The following is an 18,327-nucleotide window of genomic DNA, read 5'->3' as shown; positions in this document are numbered from 1 at the left end:
CCAGGGGCACATAGGCGCCACCGGCCTTCATGATGGCCAGCAGGCCCACCACCATCTCGATGGACCGCTCCATGGCGATGCCCACCCGGGTCTCCGGCCTCACGCCCAGGGCCATCAGCCGGTGTGCCAGCTGGTTGGCGCGGCGGTTGAGCTGGTCGTAGCTCAGCACCTGATCGCCAAGGACCAGCGCCACGGCGTCCGGCCGTGCCTGGGCCTGGCGCTCGATCAACCGGTGCACAGGCTGCATCCCTGGTTCGGTTCGGGCGCCCAGGCTCCAGGCCTGCAGCTGCGCCCATTCCTTGCCGTCCAGCATGTCCAGCGCCGCAGCCTCCAGGCCGGGCTCGCTTTCCAGCGCGTGGACCAGGGAGGCCACGGCCGACGCCATGTATCCACACAGCCGTTCAGCCCCCAGAGCAGCATCGGCCTGGGCCACGATGCCAAAGCCTTCGCCCAGGTCATCGATGGACACGGTCACGGGGTAGTTGGTGCGCTCCTGTCCGCCCAGCGCCGTCATGCCTTCCCACGCGCCCGCTGCGGCCCCCTCCTGCGGGGCCACGCTGTAGCGGTAGTTGAGCAGGGCCGAGAACAGCGGCGTTCCCCCCGCCAGAGCGCTGCAGCGCTGCGCCAGCGACAGCGTGGCGTGCTCGTGGTGCATCAGCCCCGTCAGCCCCGCATGCGTCTCATGCAGGCAGTCCTGCACGCTGCGCCCGCCCAGCCGACCGCCCAGCCGTATGCGCAGCGGCAGCGTGTTGATGAACATGCCCAGCGCACTGTGCGCGCCCTCCCCGCCCTGCATGCGGCCAAAGAGCACGGTGCCGAACACCACGTCATCCTTGCCCGTGGTCCTGCCCAGCACCAGCGCCCAGGCCAGATGGAACAGGCTGGCCGCACTCACCCCATGGCGCTGCGCCTGCCGGCGCACGCTGCGCGCCAGGGGCTCGTCCAAGGCCATCCTTGCCTCCTCCACCGCGCTGCCGTCGCCCTGCACATCCAGCAGGCCAAACGGCGCCGTGGGCTCATCCACATCGCCGAGCATGGCGCGGAAGAAGTCCTCATGCTCACTGGTGCTCACGCCCAGGCGGGCCTGGGCCACGAAGCGCCTGAACGGCAGGGGCCTGGGCAACTCCGCCTCGCGGCCCTGGGCCATCAGCGCGATCTCCTCGACGATGCGTTCCAGCGTCGTGTGGTCCAGCACCAGGTGGTGGGTCAGCAGCTGCAGCAGCCAGCGCCCGTTGGGCGCATCCTGCGCCGCCACGGCGCGGATCATGGGCGCGCGGCGCACATCGATGCGCTGCACGCGCGGGTCCAGCCGCTGCTGAAGCGTGGCGGCCACATCGCCTTCGCCCTCGCGTTCACCAGGCTCCAGCCAGTCGAGCAGCACCTGCGCCTGCCGGCAGACCACCTGCACAGGCTCGGCCAACCCCTCCCACAGCACGGCCGTGCGCAGGATGTCGTGGCGTGCGATGACCTGGTTGAGCCGTTGCACAAAGCCCAGCAAACGCTCCCGCGTGTCGAAGCCCAGCAGCGTGGGCGTGGCATAGGCGTCGCCCTGCTGGTGCAGGGTGTGGTGGAACAGAATGCCTTCCTGCAGCGGCGCCAGCGGATAGATGTCCTGGATGTTGGCCGCGCCGCCGGGCACGGCGGCCTCGACCCGCGCGATCTCCTGCGCGTCCAGCGCCACCAGCGTCAGCATGGCGGGCGTGATGGCCGTGCAGCCTTCGGGGATGCCATTGGGCGGCACCTGCACCTCATGCCGGGGCAGGCCTTGTTCGCGGCGCAGCGCCAGCGCCAGATCCGCCAGCCGGGGGTGCTGGAACAGCGTGCGCACCTGCGTCACCCAGCCCTGGGCGCGCATGCGCTCCAGCAGCTTCAGGGCCAGCAGCGAGTGCCCGCCCAGCTCAAAGAAATGGTCGTGGCGCCCCACGCGCTCCACGCCCAGCACCTCGCTCCAGAGTGCGGCCAGACGCTGCTCGCCGTCGCCCACGGGCGCCTCGTAGTGCAGGCTGGCCAGCAGTTCAGGCTCGGGCAAGGCGGCCCTGTCCACCTTGCCATTGGCATTCAGGGGAAGGCGGTCCAGCACCATGATGGCGGCCGGCACCATGTAGTCCGGCAGTTCAAGGGCCAGGCGCTCGCGCAGTTCGGCCGCCGTGACCTGCAGCCCCTCATGCGCCGAGACATAGGCCGCCAGGTGCATGCCCGCCGGACCCTTGCGGGCCACAACCACGGACTCCCGCACCTGGGGCTGGGCCAGCAGCCGGGCCTCGATCTCGCCCAGCTCGATGCGAAAGCCCCGGATCTTCACCTGGTGGTCCAGGCGCCCCAGGTACTCCAGCTGGCCTTCGTCGTTCCAGCGCACCAGGTCGCCCGTGCGGTACAGGCGGCCGCCGCCCTGGTCGAACGGGTCGGCGACGAAGCGCTCGGCGCTCAGGCCGGGCCGGCCCAGGTAGCCCTGCGCCAGCGCCTGCCCGCCCAGATAGAGTTCGCCGGCCACGCCTGCGGGAACCAGTCCCAGATCCTGGCCCAGCACCAGGGCCTTGGTCGCGCTGACGGGGCGGCCGATGGGGACCGGGCTGCGGCCATCGTCGCGGCAGGTCCAGTGCGTCACGTGGATGGCGGCCTCGGTCGGGCCGTAGAGGTTTTGCAGGCTGACGCCGTGCAGGCGGCGCAGGGCTTCGCGCTGTGTCTCGGCCGGCATGGCCTCGCCGCCGCAGATCACATAGCGCAGGCGGGTCTCCTCCTCGATGCCCTCATGGGCCAGAAACGCCTGCAGCATGGCCGGCACGAAGTTCAGCGTGGTGATCTGGTGGCGGCGGATCAGCGCGACGATGCGCTCGGGATCGCGGTGGTCGCCGGGCCGGGCCACCACCAGGCGCACGCCCGCCGTCAGCGGCCAGAAGATTTCCCAGGCCGAGACATCGAAGCCGAAGGCCGCCTTGTGCAGCACCGCGTCGGCCCGCGTGAGCCGGTAGTGGTCCTGCATCCAGGCCATGCAATTGGACAGCGCGGCATGCCGGTTGGCCGCCCCCTTGGGCCGGCCGGTGGAGCCCGAGGTGTAGATCACATAGGCCAGATGGTCGCCATGGACCACCACTCCGGGATTGTGGTCAGGCCCTGCGTCCAGGTCCAGATCGTCGAGCTCGACCACGTTCAGCGCCTGCGCGAACGGCAGGCGCTGGCGTGCCTTGCGCTCGGTCAGCAGCAGGGCAATGCCGCTGTCCTGGGCAATGTAGGCCAGGCGGTCCACCGGGTACTCCATGTCCAGCGGCACGTAGGCGCCGCCGGCCTTGAGCACCGCCAGCAGCCCGGCCACCATGTCCACCGAGCGCTCCAGCGCAACGCCCACGCGCACGTCCGGCCCCACGCCCAGGGCCATCAGCCGGTGGGCCAGCCGGTTGGCCCGGGCGTTGAGCTGGGCCGAGGTCAGCGCCTCGTCGCCATGGACCAGGCAGACGGCATCGGGCTGCTCCCGCACGCGGGCCTCGAATTCCCGGTGCACGGGCAGGGCCTCGGGATGGGACTTGCCATTGAGGCTCCACTGCAGCAGCCTGTCCCGTTCATGCGCGGGCAGCACCGCAATCGCGGTCACGGGCTGGCCGGGGTCGCGCGCCAGGGCATCGGCCAGGCCGTCCAGCGCCTCGTGCATGTAGCCGCACATGCTGTGGGCATTCACCGCATCGATCACATGCGCGATCAGCGTGAAGCCCTCGCCCGTGTCGTTGACCGACAGGCCGAACGGGAAGTTGGTGCGCTCGTGGCTTTGCAGTATCTGCACGCCGGTCCAGGCATCGCCGGCGTCCGCGTCCTGCAGCGCCGTGTGCCGGTAGTTGAGCAGGGCCGTGAACAGCGGCGCCCCGCCGGCCAGGCCGCTGCAGGACTGGGCCATCGACAGGCTGGCATGCTCGTGGTGCAGCAGGTCCGTCAGCGCGGACTGGGTCTGGCGCAGGGCCTGGGCCACGCCACGGCCGGCCAGGCGAACGCGCAGCGGCAGCGTGTTGATGAACATGCCCAGCGCGCGGGCCGCGCCCTGCTGCGCCTGCATGCGGCCAAACAGCACGGTGCCGAACACCACGTCGTCCCTGCCGCTGGTCCTGGCCAGCACCAGGGCCCAGGCCAGGTGGAACAGCGCGGCGGCGCTGACGCCGTGGCGCCGGGACTGCTGCCGCAACCGGGCGGCAAGGCCGCCGTCAAGCACCTGCCGCACCTCGTTCGTGCGCGCTCCGTCGCCCTGGACATCGAGCAGCCCGAAGGGCGCCGTGGGCTCCTGCACATCGCCCAGCATGGTGCGGAAAAACGCCTCATGCCCGGCCATGCCCTCGCCCGAGCGCGCCTGGGCCACGAACTGGCGGAACGGCAGCGGCCGGGGCAGCGCACTGGAGCGGCCCTGCTGGATCAGCGCGATCTCGCCGATCACCTGCTTGAGCGTGGTGTTGTCGTCCACCATGTGGTGGGCCAGGATCTGCAGCAGCCAGCGCTGGCCCGGCGCGTCGTGCGCGGCCACCAGGTGGATCAGCGGCGCCTTGCGCAGGTCGATGCGGTAGCCCTGGGCGCAGGCGGCCAGCCGGGCCCGCGCGTCCTGCGCGTCCTGCGCGTCCTGCGCGTCCTGCGCGTCCTGCGCGTCCTGCGATGATGCCGCTGTTCCGCCCTCCTCCAGCCAGGACAGCGGCAGGCGGGCCTGCCGGCAGACGACCTGCACGGGCGTCGCCAGGCCCTCCCAGAACACGGCCGTGCGCAGGATGTCATGCCGCGCGACCACCTGGTCAAAGCTCTCGGCAAACCGCTGCAGCCGCTCGCGCGAGTCAAAGCTCAGCGTGTGCGAGGTGACATAGGCATCGCCCTCGGACTGCAGCAGGTGGTGGAACAAAATCCCCTCCTGCAGCGGCGCCAGCGGGTAGATGTCCTGGATGTTGGCTGCGCCACCGGGCACCGCCGCGGCAATGCGTGCAACCTCATCCTCATCCAGCGCCACCAGGGTCAGCATGTCCGGCGTGATCGCCGTGCAGCCTTCGGGGATGCCGTTGGGCGGCACATCGATCTCGCCGGCTACCTGCTCCCCTTGCTCACCCTGCTGCTCCTGCCGCACCGCCTGCGCAAACTCCGCCAGCCTCGGGTGCTGGAACAGCGTGCGCACCTGCACGCGCAGGCCCTTGGTGCGCACGCGCTCCAGCAGGCCCAGGGCAAGCAGCGAATGCCCGCCCAGCTCGAAGAAGCCGTCCTGCCGTCCCACGCGCTCCACGCCCAGCACCTCGGCCCAGATCTTCGCCAGCGTTTCTTCGAGTTCACCTTGCGGTGCCTCGTATTCCTGCGCACTCGCCATCTCCGGCTCGGGCAGCGCCTTGCGGTCCACCTTGCCGTTGGCCGTCAAAGGCAGGGCGTCAAGCACGACGATGGCCGAGGGCACCATGTAGTCGGGCAGTACCTGGCCCAGGCGCTGCTTGAGCTGGCTTTCCTCCACCGCGTCACGCAGGGAGACATAGGCGATCAGCCTTGCACCATCCTTGGCCAAAACCACGGCCTCGCGCACTTCAGGCTGGGCCAGCAGTTGCGACTGCACCTCGCCCAGCTCGATGCGGAAGCCCCGGATCTTGACCTGCTGGTCGGCACGGCCCAGGTATTCGAGTTCGCCCTGTGCACTCCAGCGCACCAGGTCGCCCGTGCGGTACAGGCGCTCGCCGGACTCCGCGAAGGGGTTGGCGATGAAGCGCTCGGCGCTCAGGCCTGCACGGTTCAGATAACCGCGCGCCAGGCCCTCACCCGCCACAAACAGCTCCCCCGCCACACCCTGCGGCAGCAGGTTCAGGCTGCCGTCCAGCACATACAGGCCCAGGTCCGGAATCGCCACGCCCACGGGGCTGCGCCCGCTATCCAGATCCTTCCGTGTGATCTGCCGGTACGTCACATGCACCGTGGTCTCGGTGATGCCGTACATGTTGATGAGCTTGGGGCTCTGCTCATCACCGAAGCGGTCGAACCAGGGCCGCAGGCTCTCGGGCTCCAGCGCCTCGCCGCCGAAGATCACCTGGCGTAGCGCCAGGCCAGCGCCGCCTTCTTCATCCTGCTCCACGGCATGAACCAGTTGCCCAAAGGCCGAGGGCGTTTGATTGAGAACCGTTACGCGCTCGGCACGCAGCAAAGCCAGGAAGTCCTGGGGCGAGCGGCTGACCCAGTACGGCACCACCACCAGCCTGCCGCCCGTGCACAGGGCGCCGAAGATCTCCCAGACCGAGAAGTCGAAGGCGTAGGAGTGGAACAGGGTCCAGACATCGTCAGGCCCGAAGCCGAACCGGGCATCGGTGGCGTCCAGCAGCCGTGCCACGTTGCGGTGGCTCAGTTGCGCGCCTTTGGGTTTGCCTGTCGAGCCCGAGGTGTAGATCACATAGGCCAGACTGTCGGCCGAGACTTCAACCTGCGGATCGGTATCGGGTTCGCCCGACAGGTCCAGCATGTCGATCTCCAGCACCTGCAGCACAGCAGCGCCGGGAATGCGCTCGCGCAGCGCAGCCTGCGTCAGCACCAGAGAGATCCCGCTGTCGGCCACCATGTGCGCCAGCCGGTCGGCAGGGTAATCCGGGTCCAGCGGCACATAGGCGCCACCGGCCTTGAGGATGGCCAGCAGTCCCACCACCATCTCCACCGAGCGCTGCATGGCAATGCCCACGCGTGTCTCCGGCCGCACGCCCAGGGCGATCAGACAGTGGGCCAGGCGGTTGGCCTGGGCGTCGAGTTCGGCGTAGGTCAGTCGTGCGGACTCGCAGGTCAGCGCCACCGCATCCGGCCGCTGCTGCGCGCTTGTGGCAAAGCGCTGGTGCAGGCAGGCGGGCTGCGCAGGGTTGAGGGCAGGTCCATTGCGGGTACTGCGGCGCGCACTGCGGTCCAGAAGCTGCGCCTGCTCATCGCCGGGCAGCAGTTGCACCTGGTCCAGCGCGCACTGTGGCGCATGCGCCAGCGCCTGCAGCAGCAGCGACAGATGCGCGCCCATGCGCTGCACCGTGGCCGGCTCGAAGCGCTCGCGCGCATAGGCAAAGCCCAGCTGCAGGCTGCCGTTGGCGCGGCGGCTGGCGTGCAGGGTCAGCTCGAACTGGGCGTCCAGGCCGTCCAGCTCCAGCTTCTGGATCTCCAGGCCCGCCAGGCCGGCCGCCTCTTCGTGCTGGTAGTTCAGCATCACCTGGAACAGCGAGCTGCCGTCCAGGCTGCGGCGCGGCTGCAGCGCCTCGACCAGTTGCTCGTAGGGCAGGTCCTGGTGGGCCAGGCCCAGGCGGACCCGCTCGGCCAGCTGGGCCAGCAGCTCCTGCAGGCGCATGCGGGGATCGAGCCGGCCACGCATCACCAGCGTGTTGACGAAGAAGCCGACCAGCGGCTGGGCCTCGGGCTGGTTGCGGTTGGCCACGGGCACGCCCACGCGGATATCGGTCTCGGCGGTATAGCGGTGCAGCAAGGCCTGGAAACCGGCCAGCAGCGCCACGAAGAGGGAGGTGCCCTGCTCGCGGGCGCGCTGCTCCAGTCCGGCCACCAGGCTGGCGGGCAGATCCAGCCGGTGCCAGGCGGCATGCCAGCGGGTCTCGGCGCCCGGCGCACGGGCATGGTCGGCGGGCAGCTCCAGATGCAGGTCCTGACCACCGGCCAGTTCGGGCAGCCAGTAGTCCAGCAGGCGCTGCCTTTCCCCGGCCTCCAGCCAGTCGCGCTGCCAGGCGGCGTAGTCGCTGTAGGCAATGGGCAGCGGCGGCAGGCGGGTCGGGCGCTGCTGCACCAGTGCCGCGTACAGGCCGGCGAACTCCTCCAGCAGGATCTGCATGGAGCGGCCGTCGGAGATGATGTGGTGTATCACCACCACCAGCAGGTGCTGGCGGCTGTCCAGGCGGACGGCGGCCACGCGCAGCAGCGGGCCGCGCGTCAGGTCAAAGGGCGTGAGGCACAGGCGCTCGGCTTCGGCCAGGGCCCGTTCGCGCCGCTGTGCGGCAGGCAGGGAGCTGAGGTCGATCAGCGGCAGCTCCAGGGCCAGCTGCGGCACGATGCGCTGCCGCGCCAGGCCGTCGGGGCTTTCCTCGAACACCGTGCGCAGTCCGCCGTGGCGCTCCAGCAGCACGCCGAACGCCTGCCGCAGGGCCGCCAGATCCAGCTCGCCATGCATCCACGAGGCCTGGGCGATGTGGTAGGCCGAGCTTTGCGGGTCCAGCTTCCACAGGAACCACTGGCGCAGCTGCGCATGGGACAGGGCTTCGGTCTGGTCGGGCGATGGTGCGCGGACAGGGATGGGGAAGTGCGAGAGATCCAGTCCCTCGGCCCGGATCTTTTGCAATGCCAGCGTGCGCTGGGCAGGGCTCAGGCTTGCAAAGCGCTCGGCGATTTGGCGCAGGCGGCCACGGTCCATCAGATATCTCCCAGAGTTTCGAGAAAGGAATCCAGCGCATCGAGCGCCTGCGCATCCGCGCCTGTCGTGCCTGTTGCACCCACAGCATCCGCGCTGCCATGGGCCGGCAGGCGCACCAGACCCGCCATGTCCTGCAGCACCGGGGTGCGGAAAATGTCCTGGGCGGTCAGCCCCGCAGCGCCTGCCCCCTGCAGTCGCGCCAGCAGTTGCACCACCTTGAGCGAGTGCCCGCCGCGCTCGAAGAAGCTGTCGCGGCGGTCCACGCGGCCACCGCCCAGCAGCTCGGACCAGAGCCCGGCCAGCATTTCCTCGGCCTGCCCCGAAGGCGCCTCGTAGGACTGGCCGGCCGGTGCCTGCGCCGCAGGCAGCGCGGCACGGTCCACCTTGCCGCTGTTGTTCAGCGGCAGCGTGTCCAGCACCACGATGGCGGACGGCTGCATGTAGTCGGGCAGGCCGCTGGCCAGTCTTGCGCGCAGTGCCGCAGCGTCCAGGGGCGGGCCTGCATGCAGCGGTGCATGTAGAGATACGTGCGCCACAAGGCGCGTATCGCTGCCGGACCCCGCTGCCGTGACCACGGCCTCGCGCACCTCGGGCTGGGCCAGCAGTGCGGCCTCCACCTCGCCCAGCTCGATGCGGTGGCCGCGGATCTTGACCTGGTGGTCCAGCCGGCCCAGGTATTCGAGCGCGCCATCGGCATTGCGGCGCACCAGGTCGCCCGTGCGGTACAGGCGTTCGCCAGCCGCGCCCGGTCCCGCGAAAGGATCGGCCACAAAACGCTCTGCGCTCAGGCCCGGCCGCTGCCAGTAGCCGCGCGCCAGGCCCTGGCCGCCAATGAACAGCTCACCGGCCACGCCTTGCGGCACGCAGCGCAGTCCTTCGTCAAGCACCAGCAGCCGGGTGGCCGCGATGGCCTGGCCCAGCGTGGCGGCATCGCCCTGCACCTGCTGCAGGCTGGACCAGATCGTGGTCTCGGTCGGGCCGTAGAGGTTCCAGAGGTCCACGCCCGCCGCGCGCAGCAGGGCAATCAGGTCCGGTGCAAGCGCCTCGCCGCCGCACAGCGCCTTCAGCGGCCGTGCCGCCTTCCAGCCACCGGCCAGCAGCAGGCGCCAGCCCGAGGGCGTGGCCTGCATCACGCTGGCGCGGCTGCGCTCCAGCAGCGCCGCCAGCGCGGCCGCGTCGCGCACCTGTTCGCGCCCGGCCACCACCAGCTGCGCGCCCACGGCCAGGGGCAGGAAGATCTCCAGGCCCGCAATGTCGAAGGACACGGAGGTCGTGGCCAGCACCACGTCCTGCGCCTGCAGGCCCGGCTGTGCCGCCATGGACTGCAGGAAGTTGGAGAAGGCCGCATGCCGCACCACCACGCCCTTGGGCCGGCCGGTAGAGCCCGAGGTGTAGATCACATAGGCGGCCTGGTCGCCATGCACCTCGACGCGGGGCGCGCGTTCCGTGCCTGCCTGCGGCCCTGGCTCCCTTGCCTCCACTGCCTCCGGTACCTCCAGCGCCTCCAGCTCCAGCACCTTCGGCACGCTGGCGGCGAGCACGGCCAGCCGGCCCGGCGCCAGGCCCGAGGCCAGCACCAGGCAGGCCCCGCTGTCCTGCAGCATGTACTGCATGCGCTCATCGGGCAGGGCCGGATCGACGGGCACGTAGGCAGCGCCCGCCTTGAGGATGGCCAGCAGGCCGGCCACCATGGCGGCCCCGCGCTCGGCCACCAGGCCCGCGCGCTGCCCGGGCCGCAGCCCCTGGGCGATCAGGGCCTGCGCCAGGCGGCTGGCCCGCCGGTCCAGATCGCCGTAGCTGAACACCTGCCCGTCCGCGGCCAGGGCCGGGGCCTGGGACCGCTGCCTTGCCTGCGCCTCGAACATGCGGTGCACCGGCAAGGCCTGCGGCCAGGACCGGGGGTTGCCGGCCTGCGCCAGCAGCGCCTGGCGCTCGGCCGGGGGCACCACGTCCAGCGTGCGCAGGTCGCAGCCGGGCTGCTGCTGCAGCGCCTGCACCAGCGCCTGCAGGGCCTGCTGCATGTAGGCGCAGACGCGCCCGGCCCCCACGCTGCGCACCACCTGGGCGACGAGCACAAAGCCCTGGCCGTCGTCATCCACGGCCATGCCCACGGGATAGTTGCTGCGCTCGGGGCGGCCCAGCACCTGCACGCCGGCCCGGGCCAGCTCTTGCGCAGCACTCTCTGCCGCGCCATGCCGGTAGTTCAGCAATGCACTGAACAGCGGCGTTCCCGCAGGCAGGCCGCTGCAGCGCTGGGCCAGCGACAGGCTGGCATGCTCGTGCTGCAGCAGCGCCGCAAGCGCCGCCGCCGTGCGGCGCAGGCCCTGGAGCACGCTGCCTTCGCCCAGCGGCAGGCGCAGCGGCAAGGTGTTGATGAACATGCCCAGCGCCTGCTGCGCACCGGCGCCGCCGTCCATGCGGCCCATCAGCACGGTGCCGAAGACCGGCTCCTGCCTGCCGCTGGTGCGGGCCAGCACCAGCGCCCAGGCCAGGTGGCAGAGCGCGGCGGGGCTGACCCCGTGCGCACGCGCCTGGCGGCGCATGCCTTGGGCCAGCGGTGTGTCCAACCGCAGGCGGGCCTCCTCCATGCCCCGGCCATCGCCTTGCACATCCAGCAGGCCGAAGGCGGCCGTGGGCTCCTGCACATCGGCCAGCATGCGGCGGAAAAACCGCTCGTGCGCCTCGGCCGCCACGCCCTGGCGCGCCTGCGCCACAAAGCGCCGGAAGGGCACGGGCACCGGCAGCTCGGCCGCACGGCCCTGCTGAAGCCGCAGCACTTCCTGCAGCAGCAGGTCCAGCGTGATGCGGTCCATCACCAGGTGGTGACTCAGCAGCTGCAGCAGCCAGCGGCCTTGCCCGGCATCGTGCGCGGCCCGCGCCCCTATCATCGGCGCCTGCCGCACGTCCAGGCGCAGGTCGTGGCTGCCCAGTTGCTCCAGCATCTGCGGCACCAGCGCCTCATGTGCCTCATGTGCCTCATGTGCCTCGTGCGACCCATGCGCCTCATCCGCATCAGGCCACTGCAGTTGCAGCGGCGCCTGGCGCAGCACCACCTGCACGGGCTCGGACAGCCCCTCCCAGAGCACGGCCGTGCGCAGGATGTCATGGCGCGCAATCACCTGGTTGAGGCTATGCACGAAGGATTGCAGCTGCTCGCGCGCCCCGAAGCTCAGCAGGTTGGGCGAAACGAACACATCGCCCTCGGACTGCAGCAGGTGGTGGAACAGAATCCCCTCCTGCAGCGGCGCCAGCGGGTAGATGTCCTGGATATTGGCCGCGCCACCGGGTACCGCCTGCGCAATGCGAGCAATCTCATCTTCATCCAGCGCCACCAGGGTCAGCATGTCCGGCGTGATCTCCGTGCAGCCTTCGGGGATGCCGTTGGGCGGCACATCGATCTCGCCGGCTACCTGCTCCCCTTGCTCACCCTGCTGCTCCTGCCGCACCGCCTGCGCAAACTCCGCCAGCCTCGGGTGCTGGAACAGCGTGCGCACCTGCACGCGCAGGCCCTGGGCGCGCACGCGCTCCAGCAGGCCCAGGGCGAGCAGCGAATGCCCGCCCAGTTCAAAGAAGCCGTCCTGCCGGCCCACGCGATCCACGCCCAGCACGTCCGCCCAGATCTGCGCCAGCGTTTCCTCCAACTCGCCCTGCGGTGCCTCATATTGCTGGGCGCTGACCATCTCCGGCTCGGGCAGCGCCTTGCGGTCCACCTTGCCGTTGGCGGTCAAAGGCAGGGCATCGAGCACGACGATGGCCGAGGGCACCATGTAGTCGGGCAGCACCTGGCCCAGACGTCCCTTGAGCAGACCCTCTGCGATTTCTGCATTCAGCGACACATAGGCGATCAGTCTGGCACCGCCCGCCCCCTCCTTGGCCAGCACCACCGCCTCGCGCACCTCGGGCTGGGCCAGCAGTTGCGACTGCACCTCGCCCAGCTCGATGCGGAAGCCCCGGATCTTGACCTGCTGGTCGGCACGGCCCAGGTATTCGAGTTCGCCCTGAGCGTTCCAGCGCACCAGATCGCCCGTGCGGTACAGGCGATCGCCCGTCTCGCTGAACGGGTTGGCAATGAAGCGCTCTGCCGTCAGTCCTTGCCTGTTGAGATAGCCGCGTGCCAAGCCCTCGCCTGCCACGTACAACTCTCCTGCCACTCCCTGCGGCAGCAGGTTCAGGCTGCCGTCGAGCACATACAGGCCCAGGTCCGGAATCGCCACGCCCACGGGGCTGCGTCCGCCCTCCAGATCCTTCCGGGTGATCTCCCGGTACGTCACATGCACCGTGGTCTCGGTGATGCCATACATGTTGATGAGTTGGGGGCCCTGGTCACCGAAGCGGTCGAACCAGGGCCGCAGGCTCTCGGGCTCCAGCGCCTCGCCGCCGAAGATCACCTGGCGCAGCGCCAGGCCAGCGCCGCCCTGCTCGTTCCCATCTTCCTGCTCCACCGCATGCACCAGCTGCCCGAAGGCCGAGGGTGTTTGATTGAGAACCGTTACGCGCTCCGCAGCCAGCAAGGCCAGGAAGTCCTGGGGCGAGCGGCTGACCCAGTACGGCACCACCACCAGCCTGCCCCCCGTGCACAGCGCGCCAAAGATCTCCCAGACCGAGAAGTCGAAGGCGTAGGAGTGGAACAGGGTCCAGACATCGTCCGGGCCGAAGCCGAACCAAGGAGCGGTGGCATCCAGCAGCCGTGCCACGTTGCGGTGGCTCAGTTGCGCGCCCTTGGGACGGCCCGTGGAGCCCGAGGTGTAGATCACATAGGCCAGGCTGTCAGGGCTCACATCGACCTGCGGATCGGTATCGGGTTCGCCCGACAGGTCCAGCGTGTCGATCTCCAGCACCTGCAGCGCAGCGGCGCCGGGAATGCGCTCGCGCACCGCCGCCTGCGTCAGCACCAGGGCAATGCCACTATCCTCAACCATATGTGCCAGCCGGTCCGCCGGGTAATCCGGGTCCAGCGGCACATAGGCGCCACCAGCCTTGAGGATGGCCAGCAGGCCCACCACCATCTGCACCGAGCGCTGCATGGCAATGCCCACGCGTGTCTCCGGGCGCACGCCCAGGGCGATGAGGCGGTGGGCCAGACGGTTGGCCCGGGCGTCGAGTTCGGCGTAGCCGAGAACGTGGTGCTCGAAGGACAGCGCCTGCGCCCCGGCCCGCGCCAATGCCTGGCTGGCGAAGCGGCCGTGCAGCGTCTGCGCTGCGGCCGGCCGGCAGGCAGGCAGGCCGGCGGCGCGGCCCCATGCCTGCTGCCTGTGCAGCTCGGCCGCGCCCAGCAAGGCGACCTCGCCCACCTTGCGGGCCGGATCATCGGCCAGCGCCTGCAGCATGGCCACATAGTGGCCGGCCAGTGCGCCGATGGTGGCGGCCTCGAACAATTCGCGGGCATAGGTCAGGCGCAGGTGCAGGCGGCCCTGCGCATCCTCGGTGGTGTCCACGGTCAGCTCGAACTGGGCGCCCTGGCCCTGCAGCGCATATTCCTGCAGCTCCAGCCCAGGCAGTTGCTGCAGCGCGCTGCGGTCCTGGCGCTGGTGGTTGAACAGCACCTGGAACAGCGGCTGGGTGCCGGCGTTGCGTTCGGGCTGCAGCGCCTCGACCAGTTGCTCGAAGGGCAGGTCCTGGTGGGCCTGCGCGCCCTGGGCGGCCTGCCGGGCCTGGTCCAGCAGTTGCGCCAGGCCCATGCGCCCGTCCAGCGTGGCGCGCAGAACCTGGGTGTTCACGAAAAAGCCCACCGTGCCCTGCGTTTCCACCCGGTGGCGGTTGGCAATGGGCACGCCCACGCGAATGTCTTCCTGGCCCGTGTAGCGGTGCAGCACGGCCTGCAGGCCCGCCAGCAGCAGCACGAACAGCGTTGCGTCCTGCGCCTGGGCGCGGCGGCGCAGGCTGCCGACCAGTTCGGCCGGCAGCTGCAGGCCATGGCTGGCGGCCACATGGTCCGCGCCGGGCCGGCGCGGGTGGTCGGTGGGCAGTTGCAGCACGGGGTGCGTGTCGCCCAGCTGGGCGCGCCAGTAGGCCAGTTGCCGCTGCCGCTCGCCGGCCTCCAGCCACTGGCGCTGCCAGGCCGCGTAGTCGGCGTACTGCAGCGGCAGGGGTGCGGCCTGCGGCACCTGTCCCTGGCACCGTGCGCGGTACTGCTGCACGAATTCATCCACGATGATCTGCATGGACCAGCCGTCGGAGACGATGTGGTGCATGGCCACGACCAGCAGATGCGCCTCGGCCGACTCCCGGATCAGGCCCACGCGCAGCAGCGGCCCGGCCTGCAGGTCGAAGGGCTGGCGGTGCACGGCGGCCGCCGCCTCGTGCAGTTGCTCCTGGCGCTGCGCAGCGGGGAGTTCGGACAGATCCGTTTGCTCGACCCGCACACTGCCCTGTGCGGCAACCACCTGCACCACCTGCCCGTCCCCGCCCATGCGGAACACCGTGCGCAGCGACTCGTGGCGCGCCACCAGCGCGTCGAAGCTTTGCTGCAGCGCCAGCACGTCGAGCGTGCCCAGCAGACGCAGCGCGCCGCTGATGTGATAGGCCGTACCGGCCGGCTCCAGCTGCCACAGGAACCACTGGCGCAATTGCGCAAAGGACAGCGGCAGCGGGCCACTGCGGTCGGCCCTGGGCAGGGACGCCGCGCCTTCGGTCTGCTCGGCGCCGGCGACCGGCCCCTCCACCAGCCGTGCCACACCCGCGGGCGTCTTGCCCGTGAACAGCTGCTTGGGCGTGAGCTTGACGCCGCGCTTGCGGGCACGCGCCACCAGCTTGAGCGCGAGGATGGAGTCCCCGCCCAGCGCGAAGAAGTCGTCATGCCGGCCCGCGCGCTCCAGGCCGAAGAGGTCGGCCCAGACGGCGGCCAGCGCCTGCTCGGCCTCGCCTTGGGGCGCCTCGAAAAGATCGGCGGCCGCCTGCTCCGGCACGGGCAGGGCCTTGCGGTCGATCTTGCCGTTGGCCGTCAGGGGCATGCCTTCCAGCACGGTGATGCTGGCGGGGACCATGTATTCGGGCAGCGCCTGCGCCAGCGCGGCGGCCCACCCCGGCCTGTCGGCGGGAACGCCCGCCTGGGGCACGGCATAGGCATGCAGCTGCATGCGCCCGTCGCCGCCCCCATCCCCATTCCCGTCCAGCCGTGCCACGACTTCGGCCTGGGCCACGCCGGGCACGGCCTGCAGCGCCAGCGCCACCTCGCGCAGCTCCACGCGGTAGCCGCGCACCTTCACCTGGTCGTCCATGCGGCCCAGGAACTGCAGGCTGCCATCGGCCAGCATGGTCACGCGGTCGCCCGTGCGGTACAGGCGCTCGCCCGGCTGGAACGGGCTGGCCACGAAGCGCTCTGCCGTCTGCCCGGGCCGGAGCTGGTAGCCGCGCGCCAGGCCCGGCCCGCCCAGGTACAGCTCGCCGCTGGCACCCAGGGGCACGGGCTGCAGGTCGGTATCCAGCACCAGGGCGCGGCTATTGGCCAGCGGCCTGCCCACGGGCAGGCTTTCGCCGCCGCGCAGCGCCTCGCCCGCTTCCTGGGTGAGGATGCCCACCGTGGTTTCGGTAGGGCCGTAATGGTTGAGCACGCGGCAGCCGGGCCTGAGCGCGGCGATGCGGTCGATCAGCGGCCAGCGCGTGGCCTCGCCGCCCAGCACCAGGCGGCTGGCAGGCAGCACCTCGGCGGGCATGCCGGCGTTCAGCAGCCCCTGCAGATGGCTGGGCACGATCTTGAGCACGTCCACGCGGTGCTCTGCCATGTAGCGCGCGAAGCCGTCGGGGTCGAAGGCCAGTTCGGGCGCCATCAGATGCAGCGCGCGCCCCGAGCACAGCGCGCCGAACAGCACGGTGTGCCCCAGGTCCGCCGCCACGGTCGAGACCATGGCCATGCTGCGCGCCGCCTCGGGCAGGTCCAGCCGCTGCAGCACGGCCTGCACATAGTGGGCCAGCGCCCCGTGGCTGACGACCACGCCCTTGGGCTGCCCGGTCGAGCCCGAGGTGTAGATCACATAGGCGCCCTGTGCGGAATGCGGCGGCGCGGCCGGCGGCGCCTGCCCCGCAATGCACGGCTCCCGGCAGGCATTCAGGTCCAGGCTCAGCAGGGGAACGCCCGCGTCCCAGGCGGGCGCCTGCTGGCAGAGCATCAGCACCGCGCCGCTGTCGCGCAGCTGCCAGGCCAGCCGCTGCGCCGGCAGGCCGGGGTCCAGGGGCACACAGGTGCCACCGGCCTTGAGCACGGCGAGCAGGCCCAGCACAAAGGCGCAGCTGCGCTCGGCATGCAGGGCCACGCGCACATCGGCCCCCACGCCGCGCGCCACCAGGGCCCGGGCCAGCTGGTCGGACTGCCGGTCCAGCTGCGCGTAGTCCAGGGCCGAGCCCGCGTCCCTGACCGCCGTGCCATCGGGATGGGCCTGCACGGCGCGCGACCACAGCTGCAGCACGCTGTCGGCGCCAAAGGCCTGCACCGGGCCTGCAGACTCCGACACGCGGCCTGGCAGTGACAGTTCGCCCAGCCTGGGCTGCCTGTCGCTGATTGCGCCGGTGACCTGCCGCGCAAGGTCCTGGAACGCGGCGGCCATGTCACGCACCACGGCTTGGTCGAACAGTTCATCGGCGTAGATCAGCACGCAGTCGATGCCGTCCTGCCGGTCGGTGAAGTCCAGGCTCAGGTCGAAATGCGCCTGGCCGCTGGAGACGGCCTGCATGGCGATCTCCAGGCCGGCGATGTGGCGCGCGGCCGATGCATCCTCCTGCTGGGTGCACTTGACCTGGAACAGCGGGTGAACGCCCGGCTGGCGGGCTGGCTGCAGCGCCTCGACCAGCAGGTGGAACGGCAGGTCCTGGTGGGCCTGCGCGCCCAGCACCGCCTCGCGCACCTGCGCCAGCAGCGCGCCGAAGTCCTGCGCGGGATCGATGTGCGTGCGCAGCACCAGCAGGTTCAGGAAGTAGCCGATCAGCCCATGCGTCTCGGCCTTCTGGCGGTTGGCCACGGGCGTGCCCACGCGCAGCTCGCGCGTGCCGCTGAAGCGGTACAGCACCAGCTTGAGCAGGGCCAGCATCACCATGAACAGCGAGGCGCCATGCGCGCGGCCCAGGGCGCGCACGCGGGTGGCCAGCGCGGCGGGGAGCGTGAACTCCAGGCGCTGCTCCTGTGCCTCCTGCGCGGCCGCCCTGGCCTGCTTCATCGGCAGGGCCAGGGCCTCATGCTCGGTGCCCAGCCGGGCGCGCCAGTAGGCCAGCTGCCGCTCGCGCTCACCGGCATCGAACCAGCGGCGCTGCCAGACGGCGTAGTCGGCGAACTGCAGGGCCATGGCCGGCAGGCGCGATGGCTGCTGCGTGCGCAGGGCCTCGTACAGGTGGAACAGTTCCTCGACCACGATGCCGTTGGACCAGCCATCGCCCGCAATGTGGTGCAGCGACAGGCCCAGCACATGCTCCTGCGCGCCCAGCCGGCACAGGACGGCGCGCAATGGCGTTTCCATGTCCAGCGCAAAGGGCTGGCGGGCCAGCAGCAGCACCTGGCGCTGCGCCTCGGCCTGCGGATCGCCGTCCGTCCATGCACCCAGATCGACATGGCGCAGGGGCACGGGCGCGGCGGGCTGGATGGACTGCCGGGGCTCGCCGTCCTCGCCGGCCGGATAGCAGGTGCGCAGGATCTCGTGGCGCTCGGCCAGGGCCTGCAGCGCCTGCTCCAGCGCCCACGCATCCAGCGGCCCCTTGAGCGACAGCGATCCCACCATGTTGTAGGCGGGGCTGGCGGGCTCCAGCCGCCAGGTGAGCCAGAGGCTGCGCTGGGCGGGGGACAGGGCAATGGCCAGCGTGCGGTCGCAGCGGGTGATGGTGTGGGCCGTGTTGCGGGCGTCGCCGTCCGGCAGGCCACCTGCGCCGGATGCAGCGGATGCAGCGGGTGCACCGGATGCACCCCGGAGCCTCAGGGCCAGTGCGGCACGCTGCGCATCGGACAGGCGGGACTTGCGGGAATCGAGATCGTTCAGGGACAT

2 protein-coding genes (1 of these 2 running past the window's edge) are annotated in these 18,327 nt (G+C 70.9%); both read right to left on the bottom strand.

Features of this window, described 5'->3' with window-relative positions:
* Positions 1-8,365, bottom strand: the beginning of a protein-coding gene (locus tag GRX31_RS08675) for a non-ribosomal peptide synthase/polyketide synthase (protein ID WP_160852220.1). The gene continues 10,184 nt to the left of window position 1, outside the view; 8,365 of the gene's 18,549 nt are visible here — the first part of the coding sequence; its start codon is at positions 8,363-8,365; its stop codon lies off the left edge, out of view.
* Positions 8,365-18,327 carry a non-ribosomal peptide synthetase gene (locus tag GRX31_RS08670; protein ID WP_160852218.1) on the bottom strand — a complete coding sequence of 3,321 codons (9,963 nt, stop codon included), beginning with the start codon at positions 18,325-18,327 and terminating at the stop codon, positions 8,365-8,367. Before GRX31_RS08670 ends, GRX31_RS08675 begins: the two co-directional genes overlap by 1 nt.

The organism is Delftia sp. CH05 (assembly GCF_009827015.1).
GTDB lineage: Bacteria > Pseudomonadota > Gammaproteobacteria > Burkholderiales > Burkholderiaceae_C > Comamonas > Comamonas tsuruhatensis.
This window is presented reverse-complemented; position numbering and strand designations above follow the sequence as displayed.

What these genes read in the sequence shown, in the direction of transcription:
- GRX31_RS08670 (WP_160852218.1), bottom strand. Translation starts at nt 18,327, where the DNA reads ATGTCCCTGAACGATCTCGATTCCCGCAAGTCCCGCCTGTCCGATGCG.